The 15,924-nt window shown below is 42.9% G+C and carries 18 protein-coding genes; 6 read left to right on the forward strand and 12 right to left on the reverse strand.

Translation table 11 applies throughout. The features are described from left to right. Window positions 1-2: 2 nt before the first annotated feature. The gene (locus tag NSS80_RS18475; RefSeq protein ID WP_208946277.1) at window positions 3-773 is read right to left on the reverse strand and encodes a glycosyltransferase family 2 protein; all 771 of its coding nucleotides are present in this window, start codon (window positions 771-773) and stop codon (window positions 3-5) included. Between the two features lie 184 nt (window positions 774-957). On the opposite strand from NSS80_RS18475, the gene NSS80_RS18480 reads away from it, so the two are divergent. From NSS80_RS18480 to NSS80_RS18490, 3 genes are all read left to right on the forward strand, one after another. After that, complete coding sequence (locus NSS80_RS18480; RefSeq protein ID WP_317222495.1) at window positions 958-1,623, forward strand: hypothetical protein; 666 nt, start codon at window positions 958-960, stop codon at window positions 1,621-1,623. Between the two features lie 193 nt (window positions 1,624-1,816). Continuing rightward, entirely contained in the window at window positions 1,817-2,347 is a 531-nt protein-coding gene (gene gerQ, locus NSS80_RS18485; protein ID WP_024426405.1) for a spore coat protein GerQ, read from the forward strand. Between the two features lie 129 nt (window positions 2,348-2,476). Beyond that, the gene (locus NSS80_RS18490; RefSeq protein ID WP_034281285.1) at window positions 2,477-3,094 is read left to right on the forward strand and encodes a cupin domain-containing protein; all 618 of its coding nucleotides are present in this window, start codon (window positions 2,477-2,479) and stop codon (window positions 3,092-3,094) included. Window positions 3,095-3,135: 41 nt separating this feature from the next. Here the strand turns inward: NSS80_RS18490 and NSS80_RS18495 are convergent, their stop codons facing one another. From NSS80_RS18495 to NSS80_RS18505, 3 genes are all read right to left on the reverse strand, one after another. Beyond that, the gene (locus NSS80_RS18495) at window positions 3,136-3,507 is read right to left on the reverse strand and encodes a DUF423 domain-containing protein (protein ID WP_025093833.1); all 372 of its coding nucleotides are present in this window, start codon (window positions 3,505-3,507) and stop codon (window positions 3,136-3,138) included. A 70-nt stretch (window positions 3,508-3,577) separates the two neighbouring features. Continuing rightward, window positions 3,578-4,885, reverse strand: coding sequence for a purine/pyrimidine permease (locus NSS80_RS18500; RefSeq protein WP_317221765.1), 1,308 nt, complete (start codon window positions 4,883-4,885; stop codon window positions 3,578-3,580). 33 nt (window positions 4,886-4,918) lie between these two features. After that, window positions 4,919-5,251 carry a YwdI family protein gene (locus NSS80_RS18505; protein ID WP_034281287.1) on the reverse strand — a complete coding sequence of 111 codons (333 nt, stop codon included), beginning with the start codon at window positions 5,249-5,251 and terminating at the stop codon, window positions 4,919-4,921. Window positions 5,252-5,421: 170 nt separating this feature from the next. On the opposite strand from NSS80_RS18505, the gene NSS80_RS18510 reads away from it, so the two are divergent. Continuing rightward, complete coding sequence (locus NSS80_RS18510; protein ID WP_317221764.1) at window positions 5,422-6,780, forward strand: aldehyde dehydrogenase; 1,359 nt, start codon at window positions 5,422-5,424, stop codon at window positions 6,778-6,780. A gap of 33 nt (window positions 6,781-6,813) precedes the next feature. Here the strand turns inward: NSS80_RS18510 and NSS80_RS18515 are convergent, their stop codons facing one another. Both NSS80_RS18515 and NSS80_RS18520 read right to left on the reverse strand, forming a co-directional pair. After that, a complete protein-coding gene (locus tag NSS80_RS18515) occupies window positions 6,814-7,494 on the reverse strand; it encodes a uracil-DNA glycosylase (RefSeq protein WP_217008674.1) in 681 nt (226 codons plus the stop codon). Then, window positions 7,491-8,318, reverse strand: a complete 828-nt coding sequence (locus tag NSS80_RS18520) for a glycosyltransferase family 2 protein (RefSeq protein ID WP_024423819.1) — start codon at window positions 8,316-8,318, stop codon at window positions 7,491-7,493. The genes NSS80_RS18515 and NSS80_RS18520 overlap by 4 nt, the downstream gene beginning before the upstream one ends. Window positions 8,319-8,446: 128 nt before the next feature. On the opposite strand from NSS80_RS18520, the gene NSS80_RS18525 reads away from it, so the two are divergent. Both NSS80_RS18525 and NSS80_RS18530 read left to right on the forward strand, forming a co-directional pair. After that, window positions 8,447-8,761 carry a general stress protein gene (locus tag NSS80_RS18525; protein ID WP_101676582.1) on the forward strand — a complete coding sequence of 105 codons (315 nt, stop codon included), beginning with the start codon at window positions 8,447-8,449 and terminating at the stop codon, window positions 8,759-8,761. Between the two features lie 125 nt (window positions 8,762-8,886). Next, entirely contained in the window at window positions 8,887-9,696 is an 810-nt protein-coding gene (locus NSS80_RS18530) for a bifunctional hydroxymethylpyrimidine kinase/phosphomethylpyrimidine kinase (RefSeq protein WP_024426411.1), read from the forward strand. Window positions 9,697-9,743: 47 nt separating this feature from the next. Here NSS80_RS18530 and NSS80_RS18535 read toward each other — a convergent pair whose 3' ends face one another. From NSS80_RS18535 to NSS80_RS18560, 6 genes are all read right to left on the reverse strand, one after another. Then, on the reverse strand, window positions 9,744-10,817 hold the full coding sequence (locus tag NSS80_RS18535; protein ID WP_342498380.1) for a chitobiase/beta-hexosaminidase C-terminal domain-containing protein: 1,074 nt from the start codon (window positions 10,815-10,817) through the stop codon (window positions 9,744-9,746). Between the two features lie 155 nt (window positions 10,818-10,972). Further along, window positions 10,973-11,227: a hypothetical protein gene (locus NSS80_RS18540; protein WP_024423823.1), complete on the reverse strand. Its 255-nt coding sequence runs from the start codon at window positions 11,225-11,227 to the stop codon at window positions 10,973-10,975. Between the two features lie 190 nt (window positions 11,228-11,417). Continuing rightward, window positions 11,418-12,875, reverse strand: coding sequence for a sucrose-6-phosphate hydrolase (locus NSS80_RS18545; RefSeq protein ID WP_101676584.1), 1,458 nt, complete (start codon window positions 12,873-12,875; stop codon window positions 11,418-11,420). A gap of 19 nt (window positions 12,876-12,894) precedes the next feature. Beyond that, window positions 12,895-14,283: a sucrose-specific PTS transporter subunit IIBC gene (locus NSS80_RS18550; protein ID WP_317221763.1), complete on the reverse strand. Its 1,389-nt coding sequence runs from the start codon at window positions 14,281-14,283 to the stop codon at window positions 12,895-12,897. A 254-nt stretch (window positions 14,284-14,537) separates the two neighbouring features. Beyond that, the gene (locus tag NSS80_RS18555) at window positions 14,538-15,371 is read right to left on the reverse strand and encodes a PRD domain-containing protein (protein WP_034281297.1); all 834 of its coding nucleotides are present in this window, start codon (window positions 15,369-15,371) and stop codon (window positions 14,538-14,540) included. Window positions 15,372-15,423: 52 nt separating this feature from the next. Further along, window positions 15,424-15,702, reverse strand: a complete 279-nt coding sequence (locus tag NSS80_RS18560) for a hypothetical protein (RefSeq protein ID WP_317221762.1) — start codon at window positions 15,700-15,702, stop codon at window positions 15,424-15,426. Between the last annotated feature and the right edge of the window lie 222 nt (window positions 15,703-15,924).

Genomic DNA, 15,924 nt, shown 5'->3' on the forward strand with positions numbered 1-15,924 from the left:
GGTCACCTCCCATGTCTTTGTTTTAATATACTGCGAAGCTCCCAGCAGGTGGACTGCTCGGGAAGTGCTTGAATAAAGGCACTTTTCTCTTCTTCTGCCAGCTGATAATGAATGGACTGTTCTGTAATGTAATTTGTATCTAATATTTCATCAAAGGGATAGAACGGATAAAAATGATTTAAGCGGAAAAAGAAACGGGCATCCCCTATTCGGTAAAAATGCGGACTCTCGTCCCAGTAAGACCCAAATTCCTCATGAATTTTTGATAAAATGGATGTACGATGCACGACCGAGCAATGATCTATGGCGCAGGGGGCATTCCATTGCACTGTTTGCGCCGGCCGAACCGTTTCCTTCACTGGCTCTTTTTTGCTATTTAAATAGATCACTTTAGAACTAGAATAGACAATATCTTTACCTGGATGGGCATCTAGATAATGAGTGAGCTTCTCTAAACGGTCCGGGGCGTAGACATTGTCATCTGTGGCATAGGAAATATACTCCCCTTTTGCCAGTTCTAATGCTTGATTAATCAGCACGGCGTAGCGAGTTTTCGCTGTTCTCTCTTCCAGCGTTTTAACACCGCTTTGGATAAAATGAACGCGGGGATCTTTGCGAAAGGGCTCAATCACGGCAAGGGTTTTTTCGTTTGATCCATCATCCATGATAAAAAGTTCAAAGTCTGACAGCGTCTGCTTCAAGACCGCTTCAATCGATCTGCCGACGTAAGCCGCCTTGTTATAGCTCGTCATAATGACAGTTACTTTTGTCAAAGTTTTCACCTCGGTCTCTTTCAAACTATGTTTATCATATGTGTCTCCTCTAAAAGAGACTGTAGAGTGACCTATTTTTTATTAAATTGTATTTTTTTATTGATCTATCTTTGAAAAATGCGAACTTTTTGGTAATATAAGTAATCATTTGTGTGTATTAAAGGGGTAAAGAACATTGGAAGCTATGAAGAATGATCACTCCCAAGAAGAGGAAGTAAAAGGATTTTTTCGATTTTTTAAAATTTTCGTCGCGACAAAAACGATTATTCGCTCATATCAACATTCCAATATTCCCATTTGGCTGATGATGCTCCTTGCAAGTATCGCCGGTACGGGCTGGATCTACGAAGGGTATTTTAGCGAGTATATGGGCAATCATATTCCATTCCCTTTTATTCTGTTACAAGGAGCGGGATATGGTATTTTGGCAGGCAATATGATTCTATTTTTCGGTGTCCTTCTGATTAAATGGTTAGGCCGTCTCTTTTTCGACTGTCAAACGGCATATCGAGATATACTCAAAGCCTGCACACTGACGGTCTTTTTCCCTTCTGCTTTATTTTCACTTACTTGGATTTTCACTGTTGGGATGCTCGGTCCGTATACGTTTGTTAAAATCTCACCATATTTAGATCAGCATTATGAAGTATGGTATTATCTCGATCTTTTAACTCTTACGGATGTATATGCAAAGACGTGGATATTTGGAATGGCAATTTTAGGCATTGTCGCTGTGATGAAGCTCAGATTATGGCAAGCCTTCATCATTGTGATCACACCGCTCGCCGCGTTTTTTCTCATCATGACACTTTTATTTGATATTCAGCACGCTGTAAACTGGATCATGTAAAAAAGACGAGTACCGATAGAATACGAGGGATTGTCTACACGCTGAGGAATTGCATAGCAGTTCCTTTTTTTCGTTCAATGTACATATTCTCCCCTCCTGTCTCATAGTGTGAAAGAGAGAAAGAATGCTATGGAAACAACAGGTGCTTTAGCGCCTTCTGTTTAGAACACCATGAGGAAAGAGGAGGAACGTTATGAAATTGAAAAATCAATTTGGGCAAGGTTCGGGTTTCGAAGGTCAAGATTTTCGCCAGCAACAATATGGAGCAAATCCGTATCCTGCGCAGCAGATGGGTTATTCAGTCCCTCCCCAAACGCAGGGTCAAATGCAGCAGGGGTTTTCGCCAATGCCGTCTACCGGCACTTCACAAGGAGGCCAAGGAACGCAGGGCGGCGGTCAGCCATATCAAATTCCTTCTGGACCGGTTTATCAGCAGAATGTCACCGGGCAGCTGCCTATTGAGCAGTCCTATATTGAAAATATTTTACGATTGAACCGCGGCAAGGTAGCCACGATTTATATGACATTTGAGGCGAGCAAGGAATGGAATTCGAAGATTTTTAGAGGCGTCATTGAAGCTGCAGGACGTGACCACATTATCATTAGTGATAATAAGACAGGAACACGATACTTACTATTAACGATCTATCTTGATTACATTACGTTTGATGGGGAAATTCAATACGACTATCCATACTCCATGTCTACGTATTCTCCGAGATAACGTCAAGCATGGCAAAAGCAAGGCTCAGGTGCCCTTGCTTTTTTCTTTTGTCTAGGTTTTTGTCACACCTCTAGGGCGCTGTTCATAAGATGCCTAGTAGTTTTTATCAAAAGCCTAGAGGTGACATCAATGACTGTTGAGCTGGATTATACATCACCAAATGTCAAATTTTCATACGATCTGAATCAAAGCCCCCTTGTGAAATTCGATCAGCATAACCTGATTAATGTGTTAGGAAAAAAACAATTAAACTCGTTGGATCAAGTGTCCCTGCTGGATATATATTTGAGTAAAAGCAAAGTCGTAGAGCCTCATTATCATCAAAATGCCGCAGAGCTTGTTTATTGTATAGCCGGTTCTGCTGCCGTATCGATGCTGAATCCATTTACAAAAAAACTGCACACCTACACCATCACACCTGGACAGGTGGCAAACGTGCCTCAAGGCTGGTGGCACTATGAAGTCGCTCTCCAAGACAGAACTCATTTGTTAGCCATTTTTAACGCATCTACACCTGAAGTGATCCTAGGCTCAGACCTTCTCACCCTCACCCCTTCTCACATCATGGCCCATACTTATTGCATGAACGAAACACAGTGGAAGCAGGCGATAAAGCCTGTGAAACCAAGTGTGTTTATCGGACCATTTTGCCACCGGGAGGATGAGTCTCAAACGCATCCTGTCCCTCCATCTCACTACGTCCCATATTATCAAGCACCGCCCAACTATACCCCTTACTGGAGTTAAGAAAAAAACCGATGCCCCTATGAGAGCATCGGTTTTTTGGCTTATAAATTTTTTGCTGCTGCAATGACAAGCATGATCCAAGAGGCGATAAATGCTACTCCGCCAATAGGAGTAATGGCTCCTAAAATCTTCACCTGCGTCAATGCCAGCACATAAAGGCTTCCTGAGAAGAAAAGGATGCCTGCAAGCATCACCCAGCCAGCGGCAGGAACCAAGGAGACACCTGACAGCTTATCTGCAAGAAAAGCGACAACAAATAAGCCAATGGCATGGAACATTTGATATTGAACACCTTTATTCCATATTTCTATATATTTTTCAGGGATTTTCCCTTCTAGACCGTGCGCACCGAAGGCTCCAAGTCCAACAGCAAGCATGGCGTTAATGGCACCTAAAATGAAAAATAGTTTCATTCGTCATTCTCCTTATCTCGTCAATTATATTTATCATAGCGCGGGTGAAGGGCGACATTCAACTTTCCCTTTACGTTGACACGAGATTGTCGGATTTCTTTTTCTTTCGTAACAAGAATTGGTCGACCACGATCGCAATGAGTGTGCCTAGAACAAGACCGTTGCTTAATAATGAAATGAGCACAGGATGCATGCCTTTCAAGGCCCCCTGAGGCACAAACATCGCCCCTACGCCTGCTAAAACAGCAATACCAAGAACAAAGCGAATCCGCGGAATTTCTTCTTTCTCATACTGATCAAACTCTGACATCGCAATCCCAATCATAGAAGAGAAGACCACAAAGTTTACAGCAAGCCCCACAGGTGATGGCAATGCAGAGAAAAAGCTCATGAGCAGCGGGAATAAACTAATGAGTACAATGAGCAGACTTCCTATGAAAAATGGCTTTCTCGAAGGAATTTTGGTTGTCTGGATAAATCCGGCTGCCCCCGAAATAGGTACAGGCGCAATCGCCCCGATCAGCCCGCTTAATAAATGACCAAATGCTGCGACAAAACCAGCAGGTCGTGCTCTTTTCCGCTCACGCAGTTCACCAAATGCCTTCACTGAACTTTCCACAATTCGAATACTTGCCAGCATGTTCACAATGAGTAAAATCGTTATAAAAAAGGACGTGACAAGCAATCCGCTGTCAAAGACCGGCATACCGAATGGAAACAGCTTCGGAAACTCGATGATTTGTTCTGGAATTCGAACCGGCTTCGCCAATCCGAGTAGAGCGAATAACAGCCATCCGCCTGCAAGTGCGAATAACACAGAAAACTGCCTCAAGTAATGCCATTTTGAGCGGCTGATCATGAAGGTGAGGATAATAATCAAGATCGATAAGCAAAAGACAAGCCCGTCCACCTGATTTCCCCGATAGCCGATGCCCATCAGCCCTTTCATGATTGGTTGACTTAGCTGCACAACAAGCAGCAGCAGGTAAATGCCTGTGACGACTGGCGTAAATAAAGACGCGAGCCAATTGATGATTTTAAATAAACTAAAAATAAAAAAGAAAACAGCACTAAAAATTAAAGCCCCTTGTAATGCTTGCAGGGTTTCAGGATACGTCGCAAAGATTGTACCTGTCATGCCGGCATAAAGGGTATACACACCCCACCAAAGCCCTGCTGGACTTTCATTGATCGGCAGCATATGGCCGCATAAACACTGCACCATCGCCACAAGACCAAGTGAAAAGAAAGTACTTTGAATCAGCTCCGCCGATTGCACTTGGTTCAATTCAAATGCTTGTGCAATCGCAATTGGTACGGCAATAGAAGCTGCGATAAAAAATGCCATCCACTGAATGGCGCCCAAAAATAGTTTCAAACCGATCACCTTCCCTTTGTCGTGACAAGACCATTAAAAATCAAAAATAGAGTCGCCGTTCCCGTCCTTCTCTTTTTGACCCTCATCATTTTGCTGAAATTTCTTCGCACCACTTGTGCCCATGAGTTTCTCAAGCATGGCTTGATCTGTAGTCACAGATGGCGCTGATGGTGTATGTATCGATGGAGGTGGTGAGATGGCCGGCGACTGCGGCATTTGCACCTTTGATGGTGCGTCGAGAATGACATCACATAGTGAAGAAATGGCCGCTACTTGACGTTTCACCTCTTCATCATTTCCACTTTGTTTTGCTTTTTGAACCGCTTCCTCCATTTTTTGAAGCAGGCTTGATATATGAATATTCAAGGGTAGACCCTCCAATCTAAAAAAATCTCTTTTCAACATTATTTTACCAAATGAACAAACCAAATGGGTTCATTTTTTCAAAGCAGTGCGCTCACGACTCTCTTATTTGACCCGTCATCTTCATTCACACATAATAAAAGAAACAAAATCGTCTATGAAGGGATTGAATAATGGACAAGCTTACTGCTCTATTTCAGAAACAAAAAGTCTTTCAGAAGCCGGCGGTTCAAGAACGCATCCGCATTCTTCAAGATTTAAAAGCAGCAATCAAACAGCATGAAAAGGATATATTACAGGCCTTAGCCCATGATTTACATAAATCCGAACAGGAAGCCTATACAACAGAGATTGGGATGGTGTATGAAGAAATCAATCATACCATCAAGCACCTTCACAAATGGGCGAAGCCAACTCGCGTGAAAACACCGCTGACTCATATCGGATCAAAAAGCATGATTATCAAGGAACCTTATGGAACTGTGCTCATCATTGCTCCTTGGAACTATCCTTTCCAATTGGCCCTTTCTCCATTAGTCGGTGCGATTTCTGCGGGAAATGCCGTGATTTTAAAGCCGTCTGAGCTGACGCCGGCAGTCTCACAAGTGATCAGCACTATCATCAAACGTGTATTTCAAGAAGACCATGCGGCTGTCGTAGAGGGCGGTGTTGAAGTCAGTACAGAACTGCTGAAACTGCCCTTTGATTATATCTTCTTTACTGGAAGTGTGGCAGTTGGCAAAGTCGTCATGGAAGCCGCCGCAAAGCATTTGACCCCTGTCACACTTGAGCTTGGCGGAAAAAGTCCCAGCATCGTCATGCCTGATGCCGACATCAAGCTAGCAGCGAAGCGGATCACCTTTGGAAAGTTCACCAATGCAGGGCAAACCTGCATTGCACCAGACTATTTGCTCGTTCATGAATCCATCAAAGAGGAACTTTTGCGAGAAATGACGGCCTGTATCCGTGACTTTTATGGTGAACATCCCGAAACGCATCCGCACTTTGGAAAAAATGTCAGTCAGCGTCATTTTGACAGGCTTACACAATTTCTCTCAAATGGAACGATCGTCACAGGTGGACAGCGCAATGAACAGGAGCTCAAAATTGCTCCGACCATTTTAGACAACATCACATGGGAAGATCCTGTCATGCAGGAGGAAATTTTCGGACCGATTCTGCCTGTCATGACCTTTGATTCTCTGCATGAGGCAGTTCATATGATCAAAGCAAGGCCGAAGCCGCTTGCGCTTTACTTATTTACAACAAATAAAGAAACAGAATCCTATATTCTAGACAACCTCTCATTTGGCGGAGGATGTATCAATGACACGCTTATGCATGTCGCTACCCCTTACCTGCCATTCGGAGGCGTCGGCGAAAGCGGCATGGGGCGATATCACGGGAAGGAAAGCTTCTTTACTTTTACGCATGAAAAAAGCGTCCTGCGGCAAACCAATCGCTTCGATTTTTCCTTCCGTTATCCAAATGCGAAAAATGGACTCGACTTGGTCCGCAAATTTTTAAAATAAACAGGACGAAGGGGCTCTCCCCTCGTCCTATTTTCATTCAATATCCTTGATACACCAATTGATTTCTTCAATCCCCATTTGCTTTAAATACGCGTTTACCTTTGAAAACGGCCGGCTGCCAAAAAAGCCGTTTCTTGCAGAAAAAGGACTTGGATGAGGTGACTCAATGATGTAATGCTTGTTTTGATCAATGCGTTCTTTCTTGTTTTGAGCATGTCTTCCCCATAACACAAAAACGACAGGCTGCTCACGCTGATTCAGCACATCAATCACGCGGTCTGTCACTCGTTCCCAGCCCTTGCCTTTATGAGAATTCGCCTCGCCCCTTCTCACAGTCAGCACAGTGTTTAAGAGCAGCACACCCTGCTCTGCCCAGCTGACAAGTGAGCCGTGGTTTGGAACAGGACAGCCAAGATCATCCTGTAGCTCCTGAAAAATATTTCTTAAAGATGGCGGGTGTTTGACGCCCGGCTGAACAGAAAAGCTTAATCCATGTGCCTGCCCTGGGCCATGATAAGGGTCTTGTCCTAAAATCACCACTTTGACCTTTTCATATGACGTCAAATGAAGAGCACGATACACGTCATCTGGTTTTGGAAAAACGGTCTGCGTGCGATATTCTTCCTTCATCCATTCACGTAATTCCTGATAATACGGCTGTTCAAATTCACTTTTCATTACAGCCCACCAGCTATCATTTAAAAATGGCTTCATTGTGGTTTTCCTCCTTCTACTTGCTGCGCTAGTCTGGAGATCATCGGTTTTCCATCCCACACAATCTCACTCTCTGATTCTCTTTTTTTCATCGCTGGTTCTTCTAATAATATCGCAAAGTTCGCTGTCGGCAGATCGCCCAGTTCATGCTTTTCACTTAAATCATCTAAGTAGTTCTTCCTTGTTTCGCCCAGATCACTAGACTGATTTCCACCGCCGTCAAAAAACGCATAGATCACGCTCGCCGCTGGCACTCGTTTGACTCGGGCATGCTGTGATACACGCAAAAAGAAGTCCCAGTCCCAATAATGATGCATCGCTGGATCAAAATAGCCAATCTCATCGTGTATACAGCGTTTGTACATACTGCCCGAAGGAACATATGTAGAAAAGACACGCATATCCTCAATATCCGCTGTATAAGCAAACAAACGCCTCGACAGCGGGAAACGGGTCGCGCCTTTTTCTTCAAATGATACAATTTCTGCATCAGAAAAGACAAAATCGGCATCTTCCAGCGCCTTGCTCATGCGTTCGATATGACAAGGTGTGAAGTAATCATCGTCGTCACTCAGCATGATGACGTCTCCTGTCAGCTCCCGCACCCCCACATTTCTGGCATTTACATGCTGGACATTCTCATCTAAATGAATCAAGCGGATCGGAAGCTCAGGGTAAAGTTCCTGAATGATGTCGACTCGCTCTCCTGCATCATTGACGACAACAATTTCAAAAGGCTGTACGGTTTGTCTTGTAATGGATTCAAGCAGCTCACACAGTGCGCTGAGCCGGTTATGTGTCACAATTAATAAGGAAATCTTCATATGCAGCTTACTCCTTTAATAGATTCGTCTTTTTCCATTAAAACATAAATTGACTTTCTTCTCATGATATAAAAGGCGGTTTGATTTGATGGGAAAATGGGAATTTTTGATGAAAAGGAGTGATCATGATGGAATATATTACGGCGGAGAATAGTAAAGAAGCAAAACAGACCATTGACCACATTCATTCATCGGGTTCATCAAAAGACGCTGTTTTTGTTTTTGCGTACGACCCAGAACGCTCTGATACCGTAACGGAGTATACAGATGCCAAAAGCATGACTGCGGTCGATCAAGGGATTTTGGATCAAGTCGCCAATGTCATTCGCACCCGGGATGATGAACTGATGGCCAAAATGATGTCAACTGGGGCCGATCAAGAGTTAGCCTTAACCCTTTTAGATGAACTGAAAAAAGGGAAATTGGTGATTTGTAAAAGGTAAGAAAGAGAGGCGTTCCGATGAGAGGAACGCTTTTTTATGCCGTTTCATTGTGATAAATGGAAAAGCTGATTATAATAAGGGATAGAACAGTAACTGTTACACATCACATTGGAGGTTCAGCAACTATGTCTATGAATAAAGCACTCACCATCGCAGGTTCGGATTCAAGCGGCGGTGCAGGTATCCAAGCAGATTTAAAAACGTTTCAAGAAAAAAACGTCTACGGGATGACAGCTTTAACCGTTGTCGTTGCAATGGACCCTCATAATCATTGGGATCATCAGGTGTTTCCAATTGATACGGCGACAATTCGCGCGCAGCTCTCTACCATTGTAGAAGGTATTGGTGTAGATGCGCTGAAAACGGGTATGCTTCCAACCGTCGACGTGATTGAGCTTGCAGCTGACACCATCAAAACATATGACCTAAAAAATGTCGTCATTGATCCTGTCATGGTTTGTAAGGGTGCGAACGAAGTCCTTTACCCAGAGCACGCGGAAGCATTGCGTGAAAAGCTCACGCCACTGGCAACCGTTATCACACCTAATCTTTTCGAAGCAGGTCAATTAAGCGGAATCGGCGAGATCAAAACGATCGAACAAATGGAAGAAGCAGCAAAACGCATTCACGAACTTGGTGCAAAGTATGTGGTAATCACTGGAGGCGGTAAGCTCAGCGAAGACAAAGCCATCGATTTGCTTTATGATGGACAAACCTTCGAACGCCTTGAAACAGATAAAATCGACACAGAATACACACACGGCGCAGGCTGCACATTCTCAGCAGCAGTCACAGCTGAACTAGCGAATGGATCAGACGTGAAAGAAGCCATTTATGCAGCAAAAGAATTCATCACGGCTGCCATTAAAGGCTCTTTCCAGCTAAACGAATACATCGGACCAACAAAGCATTCTGCTCATCGTTTTGACAAATAAAACAGAAAAAACCGATTCGCCTTGTTAGGAGGTGAATCGGTTTTTGTTTATCGAAAGCTTCGTCTCTGTGCAAACAGCCAATCTGTTAAGCCTGGCGTCTCATAAGCAGGCGTCCATGATGCATGGTCATATCCATACTTGCTTGCATACTCCGTATAAAGCGGCTGGCCGCCAGCTTTTTGAATAGCTTGAATTGTATTTCTTGCATAGCTGATAGGGATAATGGAATCATCCTCTGCATGAAATGCCCATATTGGCTTGCTCGCTAAAATTCCCGCCTTGCTCGGATCTGCACCCCCAGCAATAGGAATCATCGCTGCAAACAAACGAGGATATGTGATGTTCAACTGGTACGTGCCAAATCCACCTTGTGATAAACCCGTCGCATAAATTCTTTTCTGATCAATCTGATAAGAAGTTAACACATGCTGAAGGACATCATAAGCTTTGTGTAAATCTGGTGAAAATTGAAACACATTCGTCAGATCAATTTCATTTTGCACATTTCTTGTTAATGCAAAGCCTCCATCGACAGCATTTCGCGCCTGAGGTGCAAGTACATACGAAGGATGTTTCTTTTGAACTTCAGGAGAAGCCCATAAAACTGCACCATCATTCGCAAGTAACTGCTTTTGATTGTCTGTTCCCCTCTCCCCGCCTCCATGTAAGAAGAGGACTAAAGGATAGGCTTTACCCCTCTTATGATTTTTCGGAATGTACAACCGATAAGGCATTCCTTGATATTCAAAAGATAAAAAAGATGATGCGATATCCTCTCGTGTGACAAAACGATAATTGTACGTAGACGTAGCAAGTCGATGCCTATTTTTGTAAACGCTTACTTTTAAAGTCGTATCAGTTTCGATATGAATGGGCTTTTTGTATAACTGACTTTGAGTTGTCGGCTGGCTGCCATCTGTTGTGTAATAAAGAGAAGCTTTTTGAACGTGAGAATGCAGAGCTACCTCTTGTGAACGATAATATTGACCAGACGGGACTGAAGCAGTTGACGCAGCAGATGACGTATGATTTCGGGCAGAAGAAACGAAAGGAAAAAGAAAACTCATAGAAAACAGGACAATAATAAAGGTGATCAGGCATTTCTTGGTTGTATGGTTCATATCGTTCCTCCTGTACATGCTCAGATGAAATTTTTATTTATTATTGATCATGACAATACAAATGTCAACGCTTTCATTTAAATTTCTGAATCATCTTATTGAATAAAAAAAGCGTACCCGCTTCCGAGTACACTCTTTTATCCATACATGAACGCCTATTTTTGCTGATCGGACTCTTTCGCCATTTTTCGAATAAAGGCTTCAATGGATTCAACAAATAAAGCATATTCTTTCATTTGTTTATACGTATCTGACAGCTTCTCTTTCACTTCTTCCTGCTCTAAAGAAGGTTCACCGAGAATAGATTGAACTTGAATGAGCAATTCTTTATATTCTTCACGTTTATCTTCAACATGATCTGCCATTGTCTCCAAGCGTTTTCTAGTCGTCGGCTGCTGTTTTGAATTCAAGTAAACAACCCCTTTTTTTGTCCTACCGCATTTGGATAAACGTCAGCCTCAGCTGTATATATTTTAAAATGATACCATAATTCCACCTGTTATCATATATGTAAAACGTCATCAAACCGCTTTAGGCCAACCTTGTATATACATGCTATAGGATCTAAGATACAGGCTGATCTCACTAGAAAAAAGCAGATCATTGATCTGCTTCTCTTTGTAAATGCCATGTCTTCAGTTTCAGCTTTGTTTCATTTCTGCCACTGATGGAGATCGATTTATTTCCCGGGGAAGGAAAGTAACGTGCAGTAAAAACTTCTCGGCCTCCGTTTACAAAAATCTCAATTGACGATGAGTCGATAAAGATATGAAGGTCGTGTAATTCCTCTATGACTGCTTCACGAACTTCCTTTGATCGATCTTCAAATCGATCCCGCTCTAATGTCAGCTTCCCTTCCTCTTTATCATAGATAATGCGTGCTGCTGCACGGATACAGCATTCAAACCCTTTTTGTGTGTCAATTTGATCAATGAATACCTCTGCGCTCGTAATATCCTCTACAGGGATGGAATGAACAGAACGTTTAATATGAAAAACATGCTCTTGTTCATTGGTTCGCATGGATTGAAGTTCACTTACTGGTTTTTGAATCAGATGTCCGTCCTCATCTAAACGGAGCTCTCTCGGGATCGTGAGGCAGTGTATCCATTGATAAGAAATGGTCGGATGATGTTCTTCTCCTTGATCAGGCACCCCCATCCACCCGATTAAAAGTCGTCTGCCTGATTCGTCTAGAAAGGTTTGCTGCGCATAGAAGTCAAAGCCGCGGTCCAGCTCCTCAAACGCTCCGTGTGTATATTGATAGGAATGATTATCAAATGTGCCAACAAAATAGCCTGATTGATGTGTGTTGTGATATTTTAAGCCATCCGGCTCTAGCCCTTGCGGTGACACAATCAATACATCCCGGCCGTCTAATTCAAACAGGTCTGGACATTCCCACATATAGCCGAAATTGTCTAAACCATTCTTTCCGTTGCCTGCAATCGTGCCTTGAAACGTCCAATTATCTAACGTATCAGAGGTAAATAAGACAAGGTGTCCCTTCAGGTCTAAGCTTTGTGCACCAAGGACCATGTACCACCGGCCATTTCGCTTCCATACCTTTGGATCTCGAAAATGAGCAGTGAACCCTTCCGGCAGTGTTGCCACGACACCTTTTTTCTGAAAGTGAATACCATCTTCCGAAACAGCTAAACATTGATACGTCTCACGGTTCCCTTGTTCATCCCGAACGTTTCCAGTGTACATCACATGCATCTGTCCATCGTCTATAAATGCACTGCCAGAATAACAGCCGTTTTGATCAAACCAATCACTTGGGGCAAGAGCGGCTTCTTCGTGCTGCCAATTGACTAGATCTGTCGATGTATAATGCCCCCAGAATTTTGCACCATGCCCCGTTTTGAATGGCTGCCACTGATAAAAGACGTGGTAAATTCCTTTCCACTGAATCAGCCCATTCGGATCATTTAAAAGACCGACTGGCGGCATCAAATGAAAATGCTGCCGGTACACATCCTTTTTGACCAAATGCTCATAGTTTCGAATACGGTCTGCTATCTTTTGACGAAGTGCTGCGTCAGTAGTTGTCATGACTGTGACCACTCCTTGATTATTTTTCGACTTCTTTTATTTTAAAAATGATAGTGAGAATAAATGAAACAGAAACAGCGATTAACATACCAATCACATAATTGACCACATTCTGAACACCGAATGGTGCTGCAATCGCAATCATCGGAATGCCTGTTAAACCATAAGCATTGGCTGCTACCTTCGTGAAAACTACAAATGCCCCGCCCAATGCTCCTCCAATCATCGCCGCAATAAATGGTTGACGATAGCGGAGGTTTACACCGAATATAACAGGCTCAGTAATTCCTAAAAAAGCAGAGAAGGCAGCAGGAAGGGCAATTTCTTTTGTTTTTGCACGCTTGGCTAAGAAAAAAACAGCCAATCCTGCCCCGCCTTGAGCGACATTGGACATTGCCCAGATTGGCAGCAAATAGTTACGCCCAATATCATTCAGCAATCCTGCCTCAATCGCATGGAAGCTATGGTGAACCCCTGTGAGCACAATTAAAGAGTAAGCACCGCCGAAAATGAGTCCTGCTAAGAACCCTGCATGGTCATAAATAAATGTCAGTGCATTCGAAATGCCTGTACCAAGCATTCTTCCAAGCGGTCCAACTGCAATAAATGTCACAAAACCAGTGACAATCACCGTCACAAATGGGGTCACAAGTAAATCAATACTGTTCGGAACGACTTTTCTTAAATTCTTCTCAACAAGGCACATGATATATACGGTCAATAACACTGGAATAACCGTCCCTTGGTAACCAAGAAGAGCAATATCAATATTGAATAAATGCATATATTCAGGTTTTGCTTCCGTCAATCCCCACGGATTAAGCAGATTCGGGTGAATCATAATTCCCCCTATGACAGCCCCTAAATACGGATTTCCGCCAAACTCTTTCGCTGCACTGACCCCAATTAAAATCGGCAAAATGATAAAGGCTGCACTTGAGAACATATCAAGCATTTGGAAGATCGCAGAGCTTGGATCAGCCCATTTGAAGGCTTTCATCATACCTAAGAGACCCATTAACAAACCGCTTGCCACAATTGCTGGAATGATCGGTACAAAAATATTCGATAACGTCTTTGCAAAACGCGCAAGTGGATTCATTTTTTGTTTCACTGCTTCATCATGGCTGACAGGCTTTTGTTTCTCGTCGCCAGTCTCAAGACCAGTCTCACGAGCAAATGGTTCATATACTTTGTTGACAGATCCCGTTCCAAAAATGACTTGAAATTGTCCTGAACTTGAGAAAGCCCCTTTTACACCTTCAAGTTCTTCAATGGCCTCTTTGTCAATCAAATCCTCATTTTTCACCACCAATCTGAGTCTTGTTGCACAATGCGTAGCACTGATGACATTTTCTTTGCCACCTAACAGTTTTGTTAATTCTTTGGCTGTTTTTTGATAATCCATGAAGTTTCCTCCTTTTTTAAAGCAAAAAAGACCTAAAATTCACCAACGAGTAAAGGACATACACGTCCCCTCGTTACGCAAATTTTAGGTCTTGCCTGCCTGACAGTCACAATCCCGCGGTATCAAATTTTGATGACGCTTTCATCATAGTATAAGACTGTGACATGCGTCAACCTCTTTTTTCAAATCCAATGACCCATATACACTAATAAGAGTAGTGTGCATAAAAAAAGCCTGCATGCAGGCACATCATTTTAAACCAATTCGGCTTCCTGCAGACGCTGGACATGCAGCGTGATGTAGCCGATCTCCGATTCAGGGAGATGAAGTCCATATTCATCTTTTAACAAATCAGCAAGTCCAAGTGCACACCGGTACGCTGTATCATACTTTGTTTGGATAAAAATCAGCATGTCTTCGTCCATGATTTGAAATGCCTCATTTGATTCCAACCTGCCTAATGCATACCTCAAATGTGTCACAAGCCGCTGATAGGAAATACTATCCTCATCAATTGAATGCTGAAAATATCTTTCAATATGCTCGATCATTTCTTTAATCATCGTTGTATATTTCACGGTCTTTTTCATGGACTCCGTATTCATTTTGGCCGTATGAATATGAAGTGCCACATATCCTGCCTCATCGTCCGGCAGTTCAACCCCAAGCCGCTCCTTTACATAACGAATGGCATACTTTCCAATCTCATATTCCTGCTTATATAAGACTTTGATCTCACCAAGCAATTTATTATATAACACAATGCCTTTTTGAAGGCGTTCAATGGCGAAGGACAAATGATCAGTCAGTGATATGTGAATGTGATCACTGAGCGGCATCATGAGTTTCCCCTCTGCATAACTGATGATATGCTCTGCCACCTCAATATGCGCTTCTGGCAATGTGGCAAGAATTTGTTTGAATTTCTCATTTTCTTCACGCACAACAAAGATTTTCTCTATTTTTTGAAGAGGAACGACGTCATTTTTCCCCTTCTGAAAAGCAATTCCGGGTCCCATCACAATTTTCTCCTGATCGCCCTCCTTCACAATCACTGCGTTGTTATTCAATATTTTATATATCTTCAAGGGGTATCCTCTCCCAGCAGATAACATTTCTTATGTGGGATTTTACCCTGTTTCACTTTTTCTGTAAAGGTAAGAGCGGACCAGCACGCGCCTCTCGCATCGTCTTCTCTTCAAGCATCATCAGACTTTGAGTAAACCGCTTCTCTATCCTGCGTTTCTTCTTATGTTCTTCTGCCAGTTTCTCCAGCTCTCTCTCTTTCACTACTTCAAAGAATCCGGCATCCGCCGCGGCCGCCTGAAACGCTTGCTGTTTCATCATCACACCAGGGTTCACAAGCACATTCATCATAAAACCAAACCATACGCTCAACCAGCTTTTTAATTTCTTCACTGAACATCCCTCCGCTTTTCTTAGAATCTAGCAGCTCTAGCAAAACAACTGCTCCTATCATATCCCGGGAAAAAAGAGAGGTTTGTCACAATCTGGGTGAAAAAACCAACTAGTTTTCAGAAGTTTTGTTGAAAAGTGCAGAAGATCATCATGTGCCTGGATGGTTCAATGAAAATTTTATGCACACGCTATCCCAAAGATAAGCACACCTTATCAACAGGG

It is taken from the genome of Bacillus sp. FSL M8-0350 (genome assembly GCF_038593345.1).
Classification (GTDB): domain Bacteria; phylum Bacillota; class Bacilli; order Bacillales; family Bacillaceae; genus Bacillus; species Bacillus safensis.